Source organism: Bacillus thuringiensis (assembly GCF_001455345.1).
Taxonomy (GTDB): Bacteria; Bacillota; Bacilli; order Bacillales; family Bacillaceae_G; genus Bacillus_A; species Bacillus_A thuringiensis_N.
Genome location: NZ_CP013274.1, coordinates 5,044,790 through 5,064,743, shown reverse-complemented (window position 1 = coordinate 5,064,743; position 19,954 = coordinate 5,044,790). Strand labels below are relative to the sequence as shown.

The following is a 19,954-nucleotide window of genomic DNA, read 5'->3' as shown; positions in this document are numbered from 1 at the left end:
AGGAGACGAAAATATATGTTTAAATGGCTTAAGCCAGCACCTGCAATTGAGAGATTGCCAGCGGATATGATTGATCGAGTATATAAATTACTACGTATCCGTGTGTTAATCGGAATTTCAGTTGGGTACGCTGCTTATTATTTAGTTCGTAGTAACTTTACGTTATCAAGTACGTATTTAGTAGAAGAATTCGGATTTAGTACAGCTGAAATTGGTCTACTAGGTTCAGTAATGGCAATTGTTTATGGATTTAGTAAGTTCTTTATGGGGAATTTATCTGATAAAGCTTTCGCCCAGCGCTTTATCGCGGTCGGTTTATTTTTATCAGGGCTTGTAAATATTTGCTTCGGTTTTGCATCTTCATTTGGGATGATTGTTACATTACTTGTCGTTAACGGTATTGTACAAGGTATGGGAGCACCACCTTGTAGTATCGTTATGACGAAATGGTTCTCGAAGAAAGAGCGTGGTACGAAAACAGGTCTTTGGAATATTTCACATAACGTTGGTGGAATGCTTGTGCCACCACTTGTCGGAATTGGTGTAGGTATTTTTGGTGAAAATCATTGGCAAGGCGGCGTGTTTATTTTCCCAGCGATTATCGCAATGGTAATTGCAGTTCTTGTTTGGATTAATGCGAAGGATACGCCAGAATCTGAAGGTCTTCCTCCAATTGATGAATATCGTAATGACTATGAAAATCTTGAAAAAGCAGATAATGCTAACAAGATGTCACCAAAAGAAATTTTAATCAAATATGTATTGAAAAATAAATTTGTATGGTTCTTATGTATTGCGAATGCATTTGTATATTTAATTCGCTTCGGTGTTATTAACTGGGTTCCACTTTATTTAACGACAGTTAAAGGTTTCTCAAAAAATGAAGCACACGCGGCATACACAATCTTTGAAGGTATGGCAATTCCAAGTTCATTAATCGTTGGTCTTTTAAGTGATAAATTATTTAAAGGAAAACGTATGCCATTATGTATCATTAGTATGGTTGGGGTTGTTATTGGTACGTTTATATATTGGCAAGCAACTAGCATACTTGTTGTAAGTATTGCAGTTTCTATTATCGGTTGCTTAATTTATGTACCACAGTTCTTAATCGGTTTAAGTGCGATGGAATTAGTACCGAAATTTGCAGTAGGTACGACAGTTGGTATGTGTGGTCTGTTCGGTTATGTGGGAGGAAGTCTTGTAGCAAACGCAGCAATTGGTGTTATTGTTGATCGTTCTGGCTGGGATGGCTGCTTTATCTTACTATTAACAGGTGCCATTTTATCAACGATCTTCTTGTTCATCGTTCAACGTGGACACGAGAGCAAAGCCCCTAAAGCGGCGTAATATTTTGTTTGAAAAGCTATCCAAGTATCATTTTGGATGGCTTTTCTTATATTCATATAATCTTTCCTTAAATCTATCTTAAAAGACATAATGTCATATTTCTAATCATGGAAATTTTTGTTACAATAAAAATGGATGTGTAAAACTTTGTAAAAAGAATGTAATAATATGTAATTTATTTTCAGAAAGTTTTATACAATTTTCATATTAAACTATTAAGTTATAAAAAGGAGAGAGAATATGGTACCAAATACGGTTCGTACTCCAAACAAGAAGAAGAAATGGATTATTATCGGGGTTATTGCACTAATTGTTATTGTAGCAGCAGTTAATATTTTTGTAATGCAAGGGAAGAAGAAAGGCGCATCAACATCTGCTGATGCTGTGAGTTTTGAGAAGGTGACAGAGCGTAAGCTGAATAATACGAAATTGATTTCTGGTCAGGTGAAGCCTGGTAATATTGAAAGTTTCTATGCGGATCCGACTAAAGGAAAAGTAAAAGATATTGAGGTAAAAGAAGGACAAGAGGTAGAGAAAGGTGCGAAGTTATTCTCTTATGATAATGAAGAGATTAATTTGCAAATGAAGCAAGCTGAGCTTGATCAGAAGATGGCAGATATGCGTTATGATCAAGGGAAGAAGAAAATTGATTCGTTGAAGAAAGAAATTAAGAAGGCGAAAGATAGCGGAGCTGGGAAAGAAGTAACAGATCCGATGGAAGAGCAAGTAAGTGAGTTAGAGATGGCGCAAAAGACAACGGATCTTGAGAAAGAAAAAGGGAAGTTGCAGAAAGAAGAGTTAAGTAAGAAGCAGAAAGAGCTTACGATTTATAGTAACTTTGCTGGTGTTGTTCAAAAGTTAGATAAAGATGCGGCGCACAGTTCATCTCAAGCGTTAGGTGGTCAAGGGAAAGCCTTCTTACAAGTGGCTTCTAAAGATCCATTCCAAATCCAAGGGACGTTAACTGAGCTTCAAAAGTCACAAATTCAAAAGGATCAAACATTTACTGTAACGGCGAAAGCAAATAATAAGCAGAAGTGGACAGGTAAGATTACAGAGGTAAGTGAATTCCCAACGAGTGCAGAGATGGCTCAAGCTGGTGGTATGGGTGAAGCGACTCAAAATATGTCCCAATATACATATAAAGCAAGCCTTGATAGTCAAGATGGTTTATCTCCGGGTTATCACGTTTCATTGCAAGTAAATTTAGAGAATAAGAAGATGATTGCTGTTCCGACTAAGAGCGTTGTAGAAAAAGGCGATGATGCATTTGTTTATGTTGAGGATAAAGGAAAGCTTCGTAAACAAAATGTGAAAAAAGGTTCTACTGATGGAGACTGGACAGAGATTACTGAAGGCGTAACAGTGGGGCAAAAGGTGGTTAAAAATCCTTCCGACGATGTGTATGACGGAATGGAAGTGAAAGAGAAATGATCACGTTAAATAATATTGCTAAAACGTATTATCAAGGAAAATTGGCAGTACCGATTTTGCATGGTATTAGTTTAACGATTCAAGGCGGCGAGTTCGTTTCGATTATGGGGCCGTCTGGTTCTGGTAAGTCAACGCTTATGAATATTATCGGCTGTTTAGATCGTCCAACAGAAGGCGAATATATGCTGAATGATGTGAATATCTTAACAGCAGATGAGTCAAAGCTTGCTTTAATTCGTAATGAATATATTGGCTTTGTGTTTCAGCACTTTAATTTGCTTCCACGTCTTTCAGCGGTAGAAAATGTTGAGCTTCCGCTCGTATATGGTGGCATAAAGAAAGCAGAGCGTCGCAAGCGTGCTTTAGAGGCATTAGGTAAAGTCGGATTAGCAGACCGCGTGCATCATTTACCGAACGAATTGTCAGGTGGACAGAAGCAGCGTGTCGCAATTGCAAGAGCAATTGCGAATAATCCAACGTTTATTATGGCCGATGAGCCGACTGGTGCGCTTGATACGAAGTCTGGTGAGCAAGTTATGGATATTTTCACGAAGCTTAATGCAGAAGGTACGACAATTGTTATGGTTACACATGAAGAGGAAGTAGCAGCGTATTCTTCCCGCCGCATTGTACTGCGAGATGGGAAAATTACAGAAGATAGAAGGTGTGCGGTATGAGTTTACTAGATAGTATAAAAATTGCCCTATCTTCTATTTTAGCTCATAAACTGCGTTCAGCTCTTACGATGCTCGGTATTATTATTGGAGTAGGTTCGATTATTACTGTCGTTGCAATTGGGCAAGGCGGGGAAGCGATGCTGAAGTCGAAATTCGCAGGTTCTGGTGGTAATAATCTTATGCCAATTCAATTTAAAGCAGATATTAATGATGAGTTTGCTATGGGCGGATTTCAAATGCCGAAGTTAACGGAAGAGGATATTTTGGAAGTAAAACAAGTGAAAGATGTTTCACACGTTATTACGACAAACCAGAATTCAGAGGTGCTTGATGTAAATGATAAAAAAGCAAATCTGAATATTATTGGTCTTGATAATGAATATTTTGCGGTTAATAAAGTAAAGGTCGTAAAGGGACGTACTTTAAGTGAATCAGATATTACTCATGCAAATAATGTTGTGATGATTAGTACAAAAACAGAGGAAACATTATTTAAGGACGTAAATCCAGTTGGACAAATTATTGAGATGAAGGGGCAGCCAATGCAAATTATTGGTGTGTATAAATCTGATAATGAGTTTATGGGATTTGAAATGGAAGAAGCGTTAATCCCCCTTACGTTATGGCCTGTTTTATACGGAACAGATGATATTCAAAATATCGCAATTCAAGCTAAAAATGTAGATGACTTAGAAGCAGCGGGGAAAAAAGCTGTTGATGTATTAAATAGTCGTAAGCCAAGTGAAATTCCAGGTAAATATGAACTGGTAAATTTAAAAGAATTCCAAGAAAATGTTTCTAAAGTAACTGGTATTATGACGATGATCATCGGCGGTATTGCAGGTATTTCATTAGTCGTTGGTGGTATCGGTGTTATGAATATTATGCTCGTATCTGTAACGGAGCGTACGCGCGAAATTGGAATACGTAAAGCACTTGGAGCAACGCGTAGTAAAATTTTATTACAGTTTTTAATTGAAGCAGTTATGTTAACACTTCTAGGTGGTTTGATTGGAATTGGTCTTGGATACGGCGGAGCATATATCGTTTCCACATTTGCCAAATGGCCACCACTCGTTTCATGGGAAGTTGTCGTTGGAGGCGTACTGTTCTCAATGACACTTGGTATTATTTTCGGATTAATTCCAGCGAACAAAGCTGCGAAATTAGATCCAATTGAAGCATTACGTTATGAGTAAGTAATAGTGTGGTAGAGAGGGGGGCTCTCTACTACAAATTACCGTTCTAGTGGGCGGTTCGTAGCCTCTATGTGAGGAAGTGAACCGCCCGTTAGAACGGGTTATATAAATAGAAGGAGGCGTTATAATGGAAGCTAATGTGAATACGCAAAAAGCTGGCGGCGAGAAGCCATCATTGTTCGGAATGATTACTTCTCCTGGTTTACAGTTTGAGAGAATGAAGACGACTGAGAAAGTTTGGGGTATGTTCTTCATAGTGGCGCTATTACAAGGACTTGTGGGTGGTTTAAATTCGTATATTACGTATACTTCACCTGAGATGATTGAAATGCAAAAGAAATTAGGTGGTGCACTTGCAGAGAAGGGATCACTTGTATCAAATTTAATTTCTAGTACGATATGGGGAATAGTAGGTGTTATGATTGCAACATTAGTTGTTGCAGCTATTTATAAAGTGTTTATGATGTTTTACGGGAATGATACTTCTTATAAAAAAATAGTAATGATTATTGTATACGCAGATATTATTGTTATTATTGGTGGACTTATTAATGGTGTTATAGCTTTAATTTTAGGTGCTGGACCAACTGCGTATACAAGTTTAGGACCACTATTCGATCAAGGTTCACTTGCATATGGAATTGGTAATACAATTGAATTGTTCTATTTATGGAATTTAGTTTTAATTTGGTTAGGATTACAAGTTACAGCCGGATTAAGTAAAGTGAAAGCAGCTATTCCAATTATTGTTTTATTCATTATTAAAGCGGGATTCTTAGCTGCGATTGTTGTATTGATTGCAAAGTTCTTACCTGGTTTGCCTGTATAATAATATGATTGGATTAAAAGGTGATTCTTTCTAGAGTCACCTTTTTTATTTTTACCCTTATTTCAAATACTCCCAACAGAATTTCAAATTCTACTTCATGTAATTTCAAATTTCGGCGGTAGTATTTGAAATTACTCACAGTGAAATCGCTTCTTTATTTTTATATTGTGGAGGTACCGGCGGAATAACAAAGAGGTATACCTTTTAGAAACGGGTACTGTGTGAAGCCAGCGACTTTTACAGAGGCAGTTGTGTTGTATGAAGGAATGATTGTAAATCAAATAAAGAAGCTAGGTATTTATCAAGATCATGAAGAGTATTATCAATGTGGGTTAATTGGTCTTTGGTATGCGTATGAAAGATTTGATGCGGAGAAAGGAAGTTTCCCAGCATATGCAGTTGTAACGGTGCGTGGTTATATATTAGAAAGATTGAAGAAAGAGTTTGCAGTGCAAGAAAAGTGTGTATGTGTAGGAGAGTATGAGGATATCTTCCATTTTGAAGATATTGAAATGAAAGCGAAGGATTTTATGAGTGTGTTAGATGAAAAGGAGAAGTATATTATTTTTGAACGATTTTTTGTAGGAAAAACGATGGGAGAAATCGCTTTAGAGACAGAGATGACCTATTATCAAGTAAGATGGGTGTATCGGCAAGCGCTTGAGAAAATGCGAAATAGCTTAAGAGGATAAATAGGATTATAAGAATGGAAGGCAAGGGATATTGCTTTCCATTCTACTTATTTTGTTAAGGTAGTAAATGTAATAAGAGGTTTTTAAATTGTAGTGAATCTTGCATGTTCATACGTGATAATACGTATCCAGCTTTTAATAATTGTTGTTTTAGCTTATGGGGACTGATTTGTATTGTTGTAGTAGTGCCATTTGAAAAATGAATGGTAGCTTTTTTACTCTGTTTGAAAAATTCTATGTCATCTATATGATTATAAAATAGCCATATACAGTTTGGAGAAGAAGGAGATTCTGTTGGGAAAGCACAAATATATTCTCTATGATTAATTGGAATCGGGACATTTTGTTTGAAATTAAAGTTTGTTTGAACTGCTTTACGTCTGCCTTGATAAGTAGAGTGAACATTGGTTAGACAAGATTTCTTGATGAGTTGAAGAGCGGTTTGGCAGGAATAAAAATGGTTCCCGCTACTGTCGATAACTTTTGTGCAATAATAAGGGTGCTTGTAAGGCTCTAACATCATTGTAGAATTAGAAATAATAATATCATTTTCATCGTTCATAACTCTGAGTCCTCCCTTATAAAATGTTATTAATGTTATTAATATCATTATATACAAATTAAGTAAAATAATTATTAATCTTTTGTTTCGTATTGTAAATTTTAGTTATTCGTTTACAATCAATAGATGATAGTCTTTCTAATTTGCATCGCTTGTACATATATATGAAAATAGAAAAGAGTAGGCGGTGAGATAATATGAAGAAAAGGTATATTGTTATGGCTCTAGTTGTTGTTCTTCTAGTATATTTAGCAAATAGTAACCCGAGTAAAGGTGAATATACGGACTGGGCAGCAAAGCAGTTTATGAAACGTAATGATGTAAGTAAGAAGCTAGACGAAGTTCAAAAAGAAAATGAAGAGGGTCTCCTTGGCGATTTAGCATCGGCTGGTAAGAAGTTGGCGAAAAAATATGTTGAGCCACAAGTTGGATTATTAATCGATCATTATACGAAGCGAGATGATTATATATTCTTCTCAACATATAAGACGGAATTTGATATCGGCGGAGAACACTATAAATATGTATGCGTCGGTTTTTCAAAAATCTTTATTCCAATTGAAATGCCGAAGAAAAAAGACGAATCTGCAAAATGATGCAGATTCGTCTTTTTGTTTATAAGTTAATTGGAACTTCAGATACATTCCTTTCTACGAGACGAGCGCCTTTTTTTCGGGTATTTTCATTCATTGATGAAAATACAGATGAGGCAAGGATGGTATCCATTACTTGATTTACGACTTGTGCATCGATGGGTGTGATGGGGTTCTCGATAGAAAAAACAACGGTTTTTCCATCTTCTTTCGCGAAAATTAATTCTAGTACTTGCATGCTTTATTTCCTCCTTTTTATTTATCCAGCTGTTGGTGTTGGCTAATAATTAGTGGGGGATGAACCCCCGCTAATTAAAGTTTCATCTTATAGACTAGAAAGATCTGATGTGCTAACAAGTTGTACAGCGTGAAGTGGTAACGCTTGTAAGGAAGCAAGGGCACGTGCTACGTTTTGTACTTGCTCTAAGTTTGCGTTTGTTTTTACACGCTTAAATTGTTTGTTCTTGAAAACTGTTTTTCCGTTCTTATCTACTCCATTGTTTAAGACAAGACGTAAAGTTAAGTCCATTACAATTGTTTCAACTACCATGTTTATCACCCCCTTTCACTATATAAATAGGGCGCGAATGTCATGTTTTGGCGTGAAATTTATTATTTTTTTTGGTACTCTTAAAAGACTGAGAGAGGGGTTTCGGAAGAATGAATCGTAAATGGTTATTTTGGATTCCTGTTTTACTATGGATGGGGTTAATTTTCTATTCCTCGGCACAACCATATAAAAAGCAGGATATGCGTTCGGATATTGAACAACATGTAAATGTGGAGTTTGTAAAAGAGCATTTTTCATGGATATCTATCGATTACGGCGGTGGTACACCTGTTAGCATTGCAAATAAAGGTGTAGGCGGATTTATTGAGTTTTTCCTTCGTAAAGGTGCTCATTTTATGGTGTTCTTTATGCTTGGTTCATTGACGTATTATGCTTTTCATCGATTGGGTTATTCGAGAAAAAGGTGTTTTATATACGCTCTCCTTTTCGTTGCGGGATATGCAACATTTGATGAAATTCATCAATGGACTACGGGAGATCGTACACCGATGTGGCAAGATTCATTACTGGATACGTGCGGCGGATTAACAGGGATTATAATAAGTAATTGGTTTTGGAATAGAAAAAGGAGCTAATCTTTTGAGATTAGCTCCTTTTGTTTATACACCAAGCAATTCTTTTAGTTCATCTGTAGATAGTTCGGTCATCCAACTATCGCTTGTAATGACGGCGTTGTTTAGTGATTGTTTTCTCTCTAACATTTCATCAATTTTCTCTTCGAGTGTTCCCGTTGTAATAAGTTTATGAACGTGAACGAAGCGTTTTTGACCAATACGATATGCGCGGTCTGTTGCTTGGTTTTCTACAGCTGGGTTCCACCAACGGTCATAGTGAATGACATGGTTGGCAGCTGTTAAGTTTAAGCCAGTTCCGCCTGCTTTTAACGATAAGATGAAAATGTCATACGTTCCGTTTTGGAACTGCTCGATCATTTTGTCACGTTCTTTCTTCGGTACACTACCGTTTAAGAAGAGGACGCGCTGACCGAAATGTTCTTCTAACACATTTTTTAGCATGTTGCCCATACCAATGTATTGTGTGAAGATTAAGCAACTTTCATTTTGATCTTTTATATTTTCAATTAGTTCCATTAGCGTGCTCGTTTTCATGGAACGTTCAATGATGTCTTTCGGTTCTGTTTCTTTTAAATAAAGAGCAGGGTGATTACAAATTTGTTTAAGTTTGTTCAGCATTAGTAATATAAATCCGCGTCTTTCAATCCCGCTTAATCCTTCTACATTTTGCAATGTATCTTGAACAAGTTGTTCATATAAGGAAGCTTGTTCACCGGTAAGTGGACAATAAGCTTTCTGTTCTTGTTTATCTGGTAAGTTTAATGCGACTGTTTGATCTTTCTTCGTACGTCGTAGTAAAAATGGCGAGATAAAACGTTGAACTTGTTGGATTTTTCCTTCGTCACGATCTTTTTCAATCGGTGAGACGAAGCGGCGTTGGAATTGTCCTAAGCTGCCGAGATATCCGTGATTAATGAAGTCGAAAATAGACCAAAGCTCGGCAAGTCGGTTTTCCATCGGTGTACCGGTTAAAGCAATTTTGTGATTAGCTGGCAAGTTTCGCACTGCTTTTGACTGTTTCGTATGTGGATTTTTAATATTTTGCGCTTCATCCAAAATAACAGCATCCCAGCATAACGTACTAAGTTCTTCTTCATCAAGCTGAGCCAATGCATAAGATGTTAATACAACATCTGCTGATTGAAGGAAGTCTTTAAATGATTCGCCTTTCGCACGGTTACTTCCATAATGTAACTGAACACGTAAATTTGGTGCGAAACGTTCAAATTCTTTTTGCCAATTTCCAAGAACAGATGTCGGTGCCACGATTAAGGCAGGACCTGTTTGGAGATTGTTCTCTTTTATATATAGTAAGTAAGTGATCGTTTGAATACTTTTTCCAAGCCCCATATCGTCAGCTAATAATGCGCCGAACCCAAGCTTCCTTAAATATAATAACCACTCAATGCCATGTTGTTGATACGGACGGAGTGTTGCGTTTAGTGAAGAAGGGACATCTACTTTTGGAATATCTCCAATGTGCAATAGTTTTTGGAATAGATCTTCATAATATCCATCTAGTTCAATTTCAATATCGGTAAACGGACTATCCTCTTCTACAACTTCTGTTTCAGCAGTGTTTGATAAATGTTGCTGAAGGACATCTTTCATTTCGAGTCCATACTTATCGGCACGGTTCATGAGCTTTCGTACTTCTTCAATAAAGGCTGGATCTAGTCTCATCCATTGACCATTTATATTGAATAACCGTTTGTTTTGTTCAACAAGTTCGAAAAATTCGCTTTCTGATAAATCAATGCCGTTCGTTGAAATACGCCAGTCAAAATTAACGAGTGTATTCATACCGAAGAAAGATTGCGTTTGTGTGGCATTTTGCTTCAACTGCACACGTAATTTTGGTTTTGTCGCTTTTAAATTTTGCCACCACGATGGTAATAAAATCGTAATACCTGCGGCAAGTAATTCGTTACTTGCTTCTGTTAAGAAGTTCCATGCTTCTGTTTCAAAGAGTTCACTTCGGAATGTATCACCGTCTTTTAACCACGGTACAAGTCTACTGAAGCCTTCTTGTGTTTCAAGAATACGTTCTTCATAATCGTGCCATCGTTTTGGCAAAGAATCGATACTCTCATATACATATATGCGATGAGCCCCGCGCTTTGGTGTAACAATTGTTTCAAGCTTCCACATTTCAAATTCTTCTTGCGGCTCTTGTAGCCTTAGGCCAATTGTAAAGGGAAGGTCATCTTCAATGTAACCAATTTTTCGAAGCCAATCTTCTTCATGTAGTGCTGCGTCCAATTGTCTTTTCGTAAAGTCGTAATGTTCATAAAGTCTCTTTGCATCTTCCCATCCGTCGTTCGAACGGTTATCTTGTAATATACTTTCATTTACCGCGGATGAGAAAAGAGATGCTAATGTGTCATCTTCAATCGGTGTATGTTGAACTTTCCAAGATGGTTGTTTGGGCCAACGCTCCATATCGGGTACGAAGCTACCGCTGACGAAGGCATCCCATAATTCATTTGCATCTTTCGTAAGTGCTGTAATAGGACCGTTCATTTGAATATGGGCAAATGAATTCATCGGTTTATTCGCGATGTATTCAAATGCTTGTGCGTTTGTTAGTACAACACCTTGTTTTCCTTCAAAGGTTGCTTCTTTTAGAAACGTACCGTAGAAGGAAGTAGAGTGCCATGTAAATGCATTTCGTTTCCAGCTTGTTACGGATAATGGAGTACCGCTGTCATCTTCTCCCCAAAGGAACCAACCTTGACTAACGTGCTGGAGCCTAATTGTTACTTCAGTTTGATTGATCATCGATTAATTTTCCTTTCCGTAATTCCTCTTGTAGTGCACGTAGACGTGAATGTAAGTTTGCGATGTGAATAATGAAAGCATCCCATTCATCAGTGCGCTTTAATCGTTTATATAATGTACGCAATTTCTTTAAGTAACGAACTGCACGTCTATATGATTTGCGATTTCGCTCTTCAATGGCCTCAGTAGCAGCAAGGTGATAAAGAGGGAGTGCCGCTTCTGGCGCTTCCTTTTCGATATCTTTCAGCGGCTCTTTCAAAAGTTCAATTGCTTCAAACCCATGTAAGAGATGAAGTTCTGTCCATGTGCGATACTGCTTTTTCGCGAGTACATATTGCTCATAGTTGGCGAAACTGTATGGTAATAGCTCTTGCAAAATCATTTCGAGTCCAGCTTGTTCATTTGTATGGGTTGCATACGTTTCGTACATGATGACAAATAAGCGAACGATATCTTTGATGAAAACCGTATTTTCGTGCTCATATATCGTTTGTTTCACTTGTTTATACGTAAAGGAAAGCCAGTTTTTCGCACGATCCCATTGCATTGTATTTAATAGCTCTTCTAACCAATAGAAGTACAGACTTACAACAGAAGCAGGCTGTTTTTTGAGTAAGTCCATGGCTAGTAAATCTTCGTCATTTAAAAAGAGTAGATGAGAAGATGCTAATGCTTTGGAAAGTGGATTGATTTTTGTATCGATTCGTTTTTCTTCTTCTTGCAGTTGCTCTTTATTGTGTAAGAGTTCACTCCATATGTGACGATAAATAAAGAATCTCTCTTGCGTATAGGCGTCGGTGGAGAAGAATACTTCGTGAACGAGACGAGCAGTTTCTTTCAAAATTGATTCAGACTCTGAAGGAATCGCTTCTGATTGTAAGTCCCGAACGATGGATTCCACTTTATCTACAAATAGGCGAACGACATTAACAGGCTGATGATAAGAATACGTTTTATTTGCTTCAAAGTCCTGAATTTCTTCTAATAATTTTTGAAAGCAATAAAGCGCTGCATGTAGCCTGAACAACTCATGTATCGCAATGATACGCGGAGCTTTCCGTTCGAGTTTCGTATAGAAGTCTGTAAAAATACTCATAAGAAAATACATTTGTTTATAAGTAAGCCGAGCTTGTTCTTTTTTAAATGATTCATATTCGTTATCAAAATATGATTGCCAACTTTTATAATCGCTTTCCTCAAAAGCTGATGATTGCAATACTTGTCTTGCAGTTCGAATAGGAGGAAGGGAAGGTTTCGTATTATTTTTAAATAAAGTTAATACATCTCCTACTTGCCCAAAACTAGACGCTGCAGATAGTAACACAGCGAGCATATGCTCACATTGCGTTGGTGCGAAACAATCGCAATAGCTTTCAGCGACGTTACGAATCGGGATATGGACGCTATATACGCTGCCTTCAGCATCTACAGTTCCTGATAGCGTATAACCATCAAAGTCAACATTGTAGACAACACCACTACGATATAGGTGCCGAGCTGTAGCGACATGTTCCTGATCAGCTGTTTGCTGTGGATCTAGTCCTTGAACGAACTCATTCGCAATCATCATAATTTCATCTTTCGTAATTGAGTGTTGCAGCATAATATTCCTCCGTACACATATTTCTTTCCTTTACCATTATAAACAAAAAATGCTCAAAACAGAAAAAATGAAATTTAGATTACATTACTTGAAAATCATGGTAATATATAAAATGTTAATTTTATATATTACTATATATTTATAGGAGGAGAAATAGTTTGTCAGATTTACAAGCGAAGTTTGGTAACGGTATGAACAAATTGCAAGAGGGAATTGAGCAAGGAAAGATGAAGTTGCAAGTAGCACAGGAGGTTGCACAATTAAAGAGAATTACGCAAGAGAAACTACAGGCGAAAACTGAAGTTTTGCTGGAACTTGGTCAAACGGTATATATGCAACTCCGCAATGATGAAGTTCGAGTAGATGTGTTAACAAATATTATAGAACCAGTACAAGAGCTTGATGTTGCTATTTATAACACGCGTAAGCAAATTGCTAATTTACAGAATCAAGGACAGAAAGGGCAGTGTAGCTGTAGCGGCCCATTATCATTAAATGATAAATTTTGTGGACAGTGCGGGAAAGAAAACGAGTTACTCCTTCAAACAAAAAATGATGAAAACGGATCATGTACTTCATGTGATGAACAAATTGCAACAGAGGCTACATTCTGTCCAGTTTGTGGTATGAAGCAAAGTAAGGAGTGAGGAACATGTATTGTAAAACTTGTGGTTTAGAACAGTCGGATGTAGCGAATTATTGTACGCATGATGGAACAAGTACAGGTAGTGTAGAAAGTGAAGTTATGTTAGTACCGAAAGACTCAAAGTATTGCCGAACGTGTGGAGTAGAAAGTCAAGGAAATGCTACGTATTGTGAGAAATGCGGGGATTCCTTATTAGGTATTATGAAAAAAGAAATGAAAACAAGATTACCAGATGAAGGTTTACCATTACATATAAGTTCATCTGGAAGTACTTTAAAAAAAGGTTTGTTTGGTGGTGGGCTTGCAATCGTATGTATGTTTATAGCCGGTTGGATTGGCAGCTTAATTGTTGATGCGGCGATTAACGATCTAGTGAAAACGATGCTTACAAATATGAATGGTATGCTGAATATGGCTACTGTCGATCAATCTTTCATCGGCATAGCACCACTAATTTTAATGTATCATTTAATAGGCCTTGAAGTTAGTGGGAGCGGGGCATATACGATGTCATTTATTCTTCATTTCCCATTATTCATTTTGTTAACTATTCCGGCGCTTATATTAGGAGGAATTGGATTCTTTGTAGAGAGACGAAATCCTTCTACTGTTTGGCGTGAGAAGTTACTAACATCAAGTGTTATTGGTATTGTATATGGGATTTTCTTGTGTATCGTAAGCTTTATCGCAAGTTCTTCTACGACAATTTCTCAATTCTATCAAACGATGACAATCGATATTGGTTATTCTCATCTTGTTAGTTTATTGTATGGCATTATATTTGGTTTATTATTTACCTTTATTGGTATGTGCATTCAAGCAGGACCGCATCGTCTATTATCTTCCATGATTCGAAGCGTTCCATATGCAACATCTATTTACTATAGTGTAGTAACTGTATTAAAAGGATTGCTTATTACATTTGGTATTATACTTATTACAATTTTATTTAGCAGTTCAAAGTCAGTGGGACCAATTGATTTTCCTGAGAAAACATATAAAACATTAATTTCATTAGAGGCAACACCATACATGTGGAATATGGCTCACTTTGCTCCAACAGCAATTGAATGGGGAGATATGGATAGAGAAATGAGAAGATATTCAGTGGAGAAAGGTCCATTGCATTTATCTTATACGTCGGGAATATCAATAAATGGTACGTCATTAAAAGATCTGGAAGTTGCTAACGGAGCTAATCTTAAACGAGTAAAAGAAATTGATGACTTCAATTCCTATATGCACTGGTGGGGATTATTAATTTTATTACCATGTATTTTACTATTTAGAGCTGGAATGAAATTAGCTCAATATCCGATGAAAAATATGTACGTAACTATCGCTGTGTTTAGTGCGGTTTATACTGTGATGATGCTTTGTGTAAATGGATTGGCGAAAATTCATATTGAGGCTTCAGGGAGTAAAGAAGTTATGAAGGAGTTTGCTGGGATTTCTGGGCCATTATTCTCTATTCAAAGTAGCACGCTGCATTTAATAGTAGGTAGTTTTCTTCTTTCTTACGCATTAACATTCGCCGGTATGAAGTTAGTAAAAAAATAAGGAGGAGAGCCATTTGAAGTTTTGTGGGAAATGTAATAAACCAGTTGCGGATAATTTGAATTTTTGTTCCGATTGTGGAAGTAAGGTAGAAGTAATTGCTGATCAAACAGCTTCTTCCCGTTCAGAAGTACAACGAGAAATAAAGCCAGTGAAAAGTAAGAAAAATATAATGTTACTTATAGGCTTTGTTATTATCTTTGCTATATTGTTCGGTGCGTATAAATTTGGTGCAAGCAAGTTTTCAAAAGAAAAACAGGTCAATGTTATGATTGAAGCATTCCAAAAGAAAGATGTGAATGCAATTGATGAGTTTGTAAAAGTGGATGATCCGAGTTTGAAAATTAAAGCTGAAGATATTAAGGGATACATTCGTTATTTAAAAGAAAATCCTTCTTATAATAAAGAGCTGCTATCTTATTTACAAAGAGAGACAGTGAATCAAAATCTAGCAAGTGATAAAGCATCATTTAAAGATGGTCAAATTATAGAAGACGGGAAAGAATGGTTCTTATATCCGAAGTATAAATTAAACATGAAATCTTATTATATGAATGTAAGCACGACTGCGAAGACTGCTGAAATTTATGTGAATGATAAGAAAGAGACAGAGCTATCAAATGATAAAACGTCAAAAGAAGTTGGTCCATACTTCCCTGGTTCCTATGTTGTAAAGGCAAAAGCGAAGACGGAATTAACTGAGTTAGAAACAGAAAAAGAAGTGGACTTGGCAGATGAAAAAGATGCGAAAGTGGAAGTTAAATTATCGATGGAAGGAAAGTATGTAACGATTTCTTCTGATGAAAATGATGCAACTGTATTTGTGAACGGTAAAAAACGTGGGAAATTAAATTACGGAAGTTATAATCTTGGTCCTGTATCGACAGACGAAACAGTGGAAGTACACTTAGAGAAGACTACTGATTTTGGTATGATGAAATCTGAAAGTATTAAAATTGGAGACCAAAGCACGTATTATTTAAAATTCCCGAAAGAAACATCGAGTTCGGCTGTTGGTGACTTTGTACGAAAGCATCTTTATGATAATGTGCGTGCGATTTCATTAAATGATTTTAGTCTAATTGAAAGTAATTATGATAAGAGCGGGAAATCGTATAAGGAAGACCGTGATTATATACAATATTTACACAAAAAAGGAATTACGGAAGATTTATTAACAATGGAAATTCGCAATGTAGAGCGTCAAAGTGAAACGAAATATAAAGTAACAACATATGAAGAGTATCATATTCGTTACGGTGATGGATCTGTGAAGTTCAAAAGCTTTAATAATGATCATATCGTTACTGTGAATGGAAATGGAAAGATATTGTACCATTCTCTTGGAGCGAATAATACGTTGAAATCAGAGGAAGTATCTGGTCCAACTCGTTAATGAAAAAGACTATCTCAATGAGATAGTCTTTTTTTTAGAAGCGAGATTCTTTTAAGACCGCTTGTACATATGGATCATGTAATATTTGTTCTACAATTGGTAACATGTCTTGCTCAAATGGCATATCAATAGGAAATGGCTTTTGGGAGCCCGGCTTTATGCCGTATTTCACAATTTTGTAATGTGTATTTTCTTCAGACTTGAGCACAATTAATTTATAGCGATTGTCATCGCCCGCAAGTGAGAAATCAATGGAAGTAGCGTCGTATGTTACTTCATCTTTATATATATACGGTTTTGGTGTACCGATCCAGTCTACTTTTGCTTGTACATTCATGGACGTAGCCCCCTTTATAGCTATTATAAAAAAATAAAAGCCAGCTCTCAACAAAGAGAACCGGCTTTCGCAGTCATTGGTTATTTTAAAATTTTCACTTTAACAGTTTTGCGTCCCCATTTTTGGGCAGCACTATCTGATCCAAGTAGGATATCGATACGGTTACCTTTAATTGCACCGCCAGTATCTCCAGCGATAGCTTCTCCGTAACCTTCTACCCATACTTTAGATCCTAATGGGATTACTTTCGGGTCAACAGCGATCATTTTCATGTTTGGGTTCGCTGTTAAGTCATGACCCATTGCAGTTAATACACGGCCGCCATATGTGCCACCGTTTTCACTCGGATGAGCTGTATATGCTGTAGCTACAACTGTTAACTCACGACCACCAGAAGGTGTGCTAGTTTCAGCAGCTTTCACAGCAGGCTTAGCAGCTGGTTTTGCTTGTGCTACAGGTGCTTTAGCTGGTGCTACAGTTTTAGCAGGAGCAGGTTGTTCTTGTTTCTCAATAACAGGTGCTGTACCTGTTAAGAAAGGAACGTGAACATAAGCAGTTTTCCCGTTATATTCGAATTGTAACCACTCATTTTGTACTTGGTTCGTTGTTTCGATCATATCGTCTTTCTTAAGCGTCCCAAGGATTTCTGAGTTTGTGTTCGCTTCAGCACGTACGTTTAATACGTTAGCTGTTACGTAGTAGATGCTTTTTGTGAACTCTGCACTTACGAATGCGTCTTTACCATCTAAAGTGATTTTTGACCATCCGTTCTCTGTATTTTGTACATCTATTTTATTACCGTTTAGTAATTTACCGACAACTTTTGATTCAGTAGTAGGGTTTTCGCGTACATTTAGTACGTCTGTTGTTACAACAGTTTCTGCATTAGCAGATGATGTGAAAATCCCAAGACCAAAAACTGCTGCTGTTGCTATTCCAATTAATTTTTTCATGATAGCCTCCATTGCGTTTGTTTTCGTGTCCTCATTATAGCAACAGATTTTTTCGGATTTCGGGAAAACACACAATTACAAACCATTCGTAATCAGTCGTTAACATCCTGTAATATAACAAAAGATATAGGAAAGCGTTTTTCATTCTATATGATTAGTAGGTTTCTACTTATATTCAAAATATTTAATACAACATATTGTTTTCGGCGTAAATAAAAATATTACAAGAGTGTTACATGATGTTTACTAAACGATTACATTCCTTGAGTATTTTACCGTTTTATGGGTAATATAGTTATATAAACATAAACATTTCGTTTGTGAAACTATAAACACGTGCTATATACTAGCAAAAAAACCGCATAATTGTTACAAAAAGAAAGGGTTGCAAGGAAGAAATTTGCCCTTTTTTACATCTGTAACACATCCTTTTTTGGGAAAACACATTCCCATCCGCATTTTTCTCGCACAATTTGACAGCAGTATTTCTATCTCGTAGCTCTTGCAGAGTGAAAAGGTTATACGGAAGGTAAGGCTGTCCATAAGAATTCGAATTGGTGAAGGTGAAGGTAAGAAAATCACCACAAAAATTATAGTTTTCTATCCGATTTTACATATCGGAATTTATGTTATTTAAAAAAGTGAAACCTACGAAGGGGGATTTGATGAGGAAACTGACAAAAACATTCATCGTTTCATTAACATTATGTATTGCATTTACACTTTGGGGGATTATTCCCGAATCTATTATTGGAAAAGGTAGCCTAGGAAATGTAACAACCGCAATTCAAACTGCATTAGTTAGTAAGTTTGGATGGTTTTATATTATTTCTGTTTCTATTATTTTAGGTGTGTCTATCTTTTTAATTGTTTCGAAGTACGGTTCTATTCGTTTAGGTAAAGATGATGACGAACCTGATTATAGTTATATGACATGGTTTGCTATGTTATTTAGTGCTGGTATGGGTATCGGTTTAGTTTTCTGGGGCGTTGCCGAACCATTAAACCATTTATACGCACCTCCGTTTGGAGAAGGGGCAACTGAGGAAAGTGCGCGTCTTGCACTGCGTTTTTCATTTTTCCATTGGGGATTACATCCGTGGGGACTATATGCGTTTGTAGCGTTATGTATTGCTTACTTTACTTTTAGAAAAGGAAAAGCAAGTACGATTAGTGCGACAGTAGGTCCGTTATTTAAGGGCGGGGAACATGGGCGTATTGCTCATTCATTCGATGTGTTAGCTGTTTTCGCGACGGTGTTTGGTGTTGCGACATCATTGGGTCTTGGTGCGAAACAAATTGCAGGTGGTATTAGTTATTTAACATCTATCCCGAATTCATTAACGACACAGTTAGTTATTATTGCAATCGTAACCGTTCTTTTCATGTTATCTGCGCAGACAGGTCTTGATAAAGGAATAAAATATTTAAGTAATACGAACATTATTTTGGCATTTGCACTTATGATAATTGTATTATTTGCAGGTCCAACAAACTTTATTATGAATTACTTCACTTCAACGATTGGTTCTTATATTCAGGAATTGCCAAGTATGAGTTTCCGTTTAAGTCCTTTAGATGAAGGCGGAAATCAATGGATTCAGTCATGGACAATTTTCTATTGGGCATGGTGGATTGCATGGTCACCATTCGTAGGTACATTTATTGCACGTGTTTCACGAGGGCGTACCATTCGTGAGTTTGTTATCGGTGTATTACTCGTACCAACTGTAATTGGTGCACTTTGGTTCTCCGTTTTCGGCGGAACTGGTATTCATATGGAGCTGTTTGGTGATGCACATATCTTTGAAAAAGTGAAAGAGATGGGAACAGAAGTAGGATTATTTGCTATGTTCGATCAGATGGGTAGCTTTGGATCAGCTTTATCGGTTTTAGGTATTTTACTTATTGCAACATTCTTTATTACATCTGCAGATTCTGCAACATTTGTTTTAGGGATGTTAACGACACATGGTAGTTTAAATCCACCAAACCGTATTAAAATGATTTGGGGTATCGTTCTAGCCGCTATAGCTTCTACTTTATTATATATCGGCGGATTAGAAGCCTTGCAAACGGCAGCTATCATTGCGGCATTCCCATTCGTCTTTGTTATTTTCTTTATGATGGCAGCATTGTTTAAAGAGTTACAAAAAGAAGGACGTATGAAGCGACATAAATAATAGAAGGAAAAGAGCT

The 19,954-nt window shown here is 36.8% G+C and carries 19 protein-coding genes; 12 read left to right on the top strand and 7 right to left on the bottom strand.

Going from position 1 to position 19,954, the window contains the following annotated elements:
• The first annotated feature begins 15 nt into the window (after positions 1-15).
• The 6 genes from ATN06_RS26665 (at position 16) to ATN06_RS26640 (ending at position 6,181) form a co-directional block, all read left to right on the top strand.
• Entirely contained in the window at positions 16-1,350 is a 1,335-nt protein-coding gene (locus tag ATN06_RS26665) for an MFS transporter (RefSeq protein WP_060632926.1), read from the top strand.
• Positions 1,351-1,590: 240 nt separating this feature from the next.
• Complete coding sequence (locus tag ATN06_RS26660) at positions 1,591-2,784, top strand: efflux RND transporter periplasmic adaptor subunit (protein ID WP_060632925.1); 1,194 nt, start codon at positions 1,591-1,593, stop codon at positions 2,782-2,784.
• Positions 2,781-3,461, top strand: a complete 681-nt coding sequence (locus ATN06_RS26655) for an ABC transporter ATP-binding protein (RefSeq protein WP_000631615.1) — start codon at positions 2,781-2,783, stop codon at positions 3,459-3,461. Before ATN06_RS26660 ends, ATN06_RS26655 begins: the two co-directional genes overlap by 4 nt.
• Positions 3,458-4,660 carry an ABC transporter permease gene (locus ATN06_RS26650; RefSeq protein ID WP_060632924.1) on the top strand — a complete coding sequence of 401 codons (1,203 nt, stop codon included), beginning with the start codon at positions 3,458-3,460 and terminating at the stop codon, positions 4,658-4,660. Before ATN06_RS26655 ends, ATN06_RS26650 begins: the two co-directional genes overlap by 4 nt.
• Positions 4,661-4,787: 127 nt before the next feature.
• Positions 4,788-5,489 carry a YknW family membrane protein gene (locus ATN06_RS26645; RefSeq protein ID WP_060632923.1) on the top strand — a complete coding sequence of 234 codons (702 nt, stop codon included), beginning with the start codon at positions 4,788-4,790 and terminating at the stop codon, positions 5,487-5,489.
• A 221-nt stretch (positions 5,490-5,710) separates the two neighbouring features.
• Complete coding sequence (locus ATN06_RS26640) at positions 5,711-6,181, top strand: sigma-70 family RNA polymerase sigma factor (RefSeq protein WP_060632922.1); 471 nt, start codon at positions 5,711-5,713, stop codon at positions 6,179-6,181.
• Positions 6,182-6,236: 55 nt separating this feature from the next.
• Here the strand turns inward: ATN06_RS26640 and ATN06_RS26635 are convergent, their stop codons facing one another.
• The gene (locus ATN06_RS26635; protein WP_060632921.1) at positions 6,237-6,743 is read right to left on the bottom strand and encodes a competence protein ComK; all 507 of its coding nucleotides are present in this window, start codon (positions 6,741-6,743) and stop codon (positions 6,237-6,239) included.
• Between the two features lie 197 nt (positions 6,744-6,940).
• Between ATN06_RS26635 and ATN06_RS26630 the strand changes: the two genes are divergently transcribed.
• A complete protein-coding gene (locus tag ATN06_RS26630; RefSeq protein WP_060632920.1) occupies positions 6,941-7,339 on the top strand; it encodes a DUF4359 domain-containing protein in 399 nt (132 codons plus the stop codon).
• Between the two features lie 19 nt (positions 7,340-7,358).
• On the opposite strand, the gene ATN06_RS26625 is transcribed toward ATN06_RS26630, so the two are convergent.
• Both ATN06_RS26625 and ATN06_RS26620 read right to left on the bottom strand, forming a co-directional pair.
• The gene (locus tag ATN06_RS26625) at positions 7,359-7,574 is read right to left on the bottom strand and encodes a DUF2922 domain-containing protein (protein WP_060632919.1); all 216 of its coding nucleotides are present in this window, start codon (positions 7,572-7,574) and stop codon (positions 7,359-7,361) included.
• A gap of 87 nt (positions 7,575-7,661) precedes the next feature.
• Entirely contained in the window at positions 7,662-7,886 is a 225-nt protein-coding gene (locus tag ATN06_RS26620; protein WP_060632918.1) for a DUF1659 domain-containing protein, read from the bottom strand.
• Positions 7,887-7,996: 110 nt separating this feature from the next.
• Between ATN06_RS26620 and ATN06_RS26615 the strand changes: the two genes are divergently transcribed.
• The gene (locus ATN06_RS26615; RefSeq protein ID WP_060632917.1) at positions 7,997-8,482 is read left to right on the top strand and encodes a VanZ family protein; all 486 of its coding nucleotides are present in this window, start codon (positions 7,997-7,999) and stop codon (positions 8,480-8,482) included.
• 24 nt (positions 8,483-8,506) lie between these two features.
• Here the strand turns inward: ATN06_RS26615 and ATN06_RS26610 are convergent, their stop codons facing one another.
• Both ATN06_RS26610 and ATN06_RS26605 read right to left on the bottom strand, forming a co-directional pair.
• Positions 8,507-11,263 carry a DEAD/DEAH box helicase gene (locus ATN06_RS26610; RefSeq protein ID WP_060632916.1) on the bottom strand — a complete coding sequence of 919 codons (2,757 nt, stop codon included), beginning with the start codon at positions 11,261-11,263 and terminating at the stop codon, positions 8,507-8,509.
• Positions 11,247-12,866 (bottom strand): SWIM zinc finger family protein, encoded by a 1,620-nt coding sequence (locus tag ATN06_RS26605; RefSeq protein WP_060632915.1) that lies wholly within the window; start codon positions 12,864-12,866, stop codon positions 11,247-11,249. Before ATN06_RS26605 ends, ATN06_RS26610 begins: the two co-directional genes overlap by 17 nt.
• A gap of 158 nt (positions 12,867-13,024) precedes the next feature.
• On the opposite strand from ATN06_RS26605, the gene ATN06_RS26600 reads away from it, so the two are divergent.
• From ATN06_RS26600 to ATN06_RS26590, 3 genes are read left to right on the top strand one after another with little or no spacing between them, the layout of a single operon-like run.
• Positions 13,025-13,513 (top strand): zinc ribbon domain-containing protein, encoded by a 489-nt coding sequence (locus ATN06_RS26600; protein WP_060632914.1) that lies wholly within the window; start codon positions 13,025-13,027, stop codon positions 13,511-13,513.
• 5 nt (positions 13,514-13,518) lie between these two features.
• Complete coding sequence (locus ATN06_RS26595) at positions 13,519-15,072, top strand: zinc ribbon domain-containing protein (RefSeq protein WP_060632913.1); 1,554 nt, start codon at positions 13,519-13,521, stop codon at positions 15,070-15,072.
• A gap of 13 nt (positions 15,073-15,085) precedes the next feature.
• The gene (locus ATN06_RS26590; RefSeq protein ID WP_060632912.1) at positions 15,086-16,465 is read left to right on the top strand and encodes a zinc ribbon domain-containing protein; all 1,380 of its coding nucleotides are present in this window, start codon (positions 15,086-15,088) and stop codon (positions 16,463-16,465) included.
• 34 nt (positions 16,466-16,499) lie between these two features.
• Here ATN06_RS26590 and ATN06_RS26585 read toward each other — a convergent pair whose 3' ends face one another.
• Together ATN06_RS26585 and ATN06_RS26580 are read right to left on the bottom strand one after the other, a co-directional pair.
• Positions 16,500-16,802: a DUF3910 family protein gene (locus ATN06_RS26585; RefSeq protein WP_060632911.1), complete on the bottom strand. Its 303-nt coding sequence runs from the start codon at positions 16,800-16,802 to the stop codon at positions 16,500-16,502.
• Between the two features lie 80 nt (positions 16,803-16,882).
• The gene (locus tag ATN06_RS26580) at positions 16,883-17,755 is read right to left on the bottom strand and encodes a cell wall-binding protein EntA (protein WP_060632910.1); all 873 of its coding nucleotides are present in this window, start codon (positions 17,753-17,755) and stop codon (positions 16,883-16,885) included.
• A gap of 665 nt (positions 17,756-18,420) precedes the next feature.
• Between ATN06_RS26580 and opuD the strand changes: the two genes are divergently transcribed.
• Positions 18,421-19,938, top strand: coding sequence for a glycine betaine transporter OpuD (opuD, locus tag ATN06_RS26575; RefSeq protein ID WP_060632909.1), 1,518 nt, complete (start codon positions 18,421-18,423; stop codon positions 19,936-19,938).
• The last annotated feature ends 16 nt before the right edge of the window (positions 19,939-19,954 follow it).

Excerpts from the sequence above, each read along its gene's own strand:
- ATN06_RS26665 (WP_060632926.1), top strand. The coding sequence starts at position 16 with ATGTTTAAATGGCTTAAGCCAGCACCTGCAATTGAGAGATTGCCAGCG.
- ATN06_RS26660 (WP_060632925.1), top strand. The coding sequence starts at position 1,591 with ATGGTACCAAATACGGTTCGTACTCCAAACAAGAAGAAGAAATGGATT.
- ATN06_RS26655 (WP_000631615.1), top strand. The coding sequence starts at position 2,781 with ATGATCACGTTAAATAATATTGCTAAAACGTATTATCAAGGAAAATTG.
- ATN06_RS26650 (WP_060632924.1), top strand. The coding sequence starts at position 3,458 with ATGAGTTTACTAGATAGTATAAAAATTGCCCTATCTTCTATTTTAGCT.
- ATN06_RS26645 (WP_060632923.1), top strand. The coding sequence starts at position 4,788 with ATGGAAGCTAATGTGAATACGCAAAAAGCTGGCGGCGAGAAGCCATCA.
- ATN06_RS26635 (WP_060632921.1), bottom strand. The coding sequence starts at position 6,743 with ATGAACGATGAAAATGATATTATTATTTCTAATTCTACAATGATGTTA.
- ATN06_RS26630 (WP_060632920.1), top strand. The coding sequence starts at position 6,941 with ATGAAGAAAAGGTATATTGTTATGGCTCTAGTTGTTGTTCTTCTAGTA.
- ATN06_RS26625 (WP_060632919.1), bottom strand. The coding sequence starts at position 7,574 with ATGCAAGTACTAGAATTAATTTTCGCGAAAGAAGATGGAAAAACCGTT.
- ATN06_RS26620 (WP_060632918.1), bottom strand. The coding sequence starts at position 7,886 with ATGGTAGTTGAAACAATTGTAATGGACTTAACTTTACGTCTTGTCTTA.
- ATN06_RS26615 (WP_060632917.1), top strand. The coding sequence starts at position 7,997 with ATGAATCGTAAATGGTTATTTTGGATTCCTGTTTTACTATGGATGGGG.
- ATN06_RS26610 (WP_060632916.1), bottom strand. The coding sequence starts at position 11,263 with ATGATCAATCAAACTGAAGTAACAATTAGGCTCCAGCACGTTAGTCAA.
- ATN06_RS26605 (WP_060632915.1), bottom strand. The coding sequence starts at position 12,866 with ATGCTGCAACACTCAATTACGAAAGATGAAATTATGATGATTGCGAAT.
- ATN06_RS26595 (WP_060632913.1), top strand. The coding sequence starts at position 13,519 with ATGTATTGTAAAACTTGTGGTTTAGAACAGTCGGATGTAGCGAATTAT.
- ATN06_RS26585 (WP_060632911.1), bottom strand. The coding sequence starts at position 16,802 with ATGAATGTACAAGCAAAAGTAGACTGGATCGGTACACCAAAACCGTAT.
- ATN06_RS26580 (WP_060632910.1), bottom strand. The coding sequence starts at position 17,755 with ATGAAAAAATTAATTGGAATAGCAACAGCAGCAGTTTTTGGTCTTGGG.
- opuD (WP_060632909.1), top strand. The coding sequence starts at position 18,421 with ATGAGGAAACTGACAAAAACATTCATCGTTTCATTAACATTATGTATT.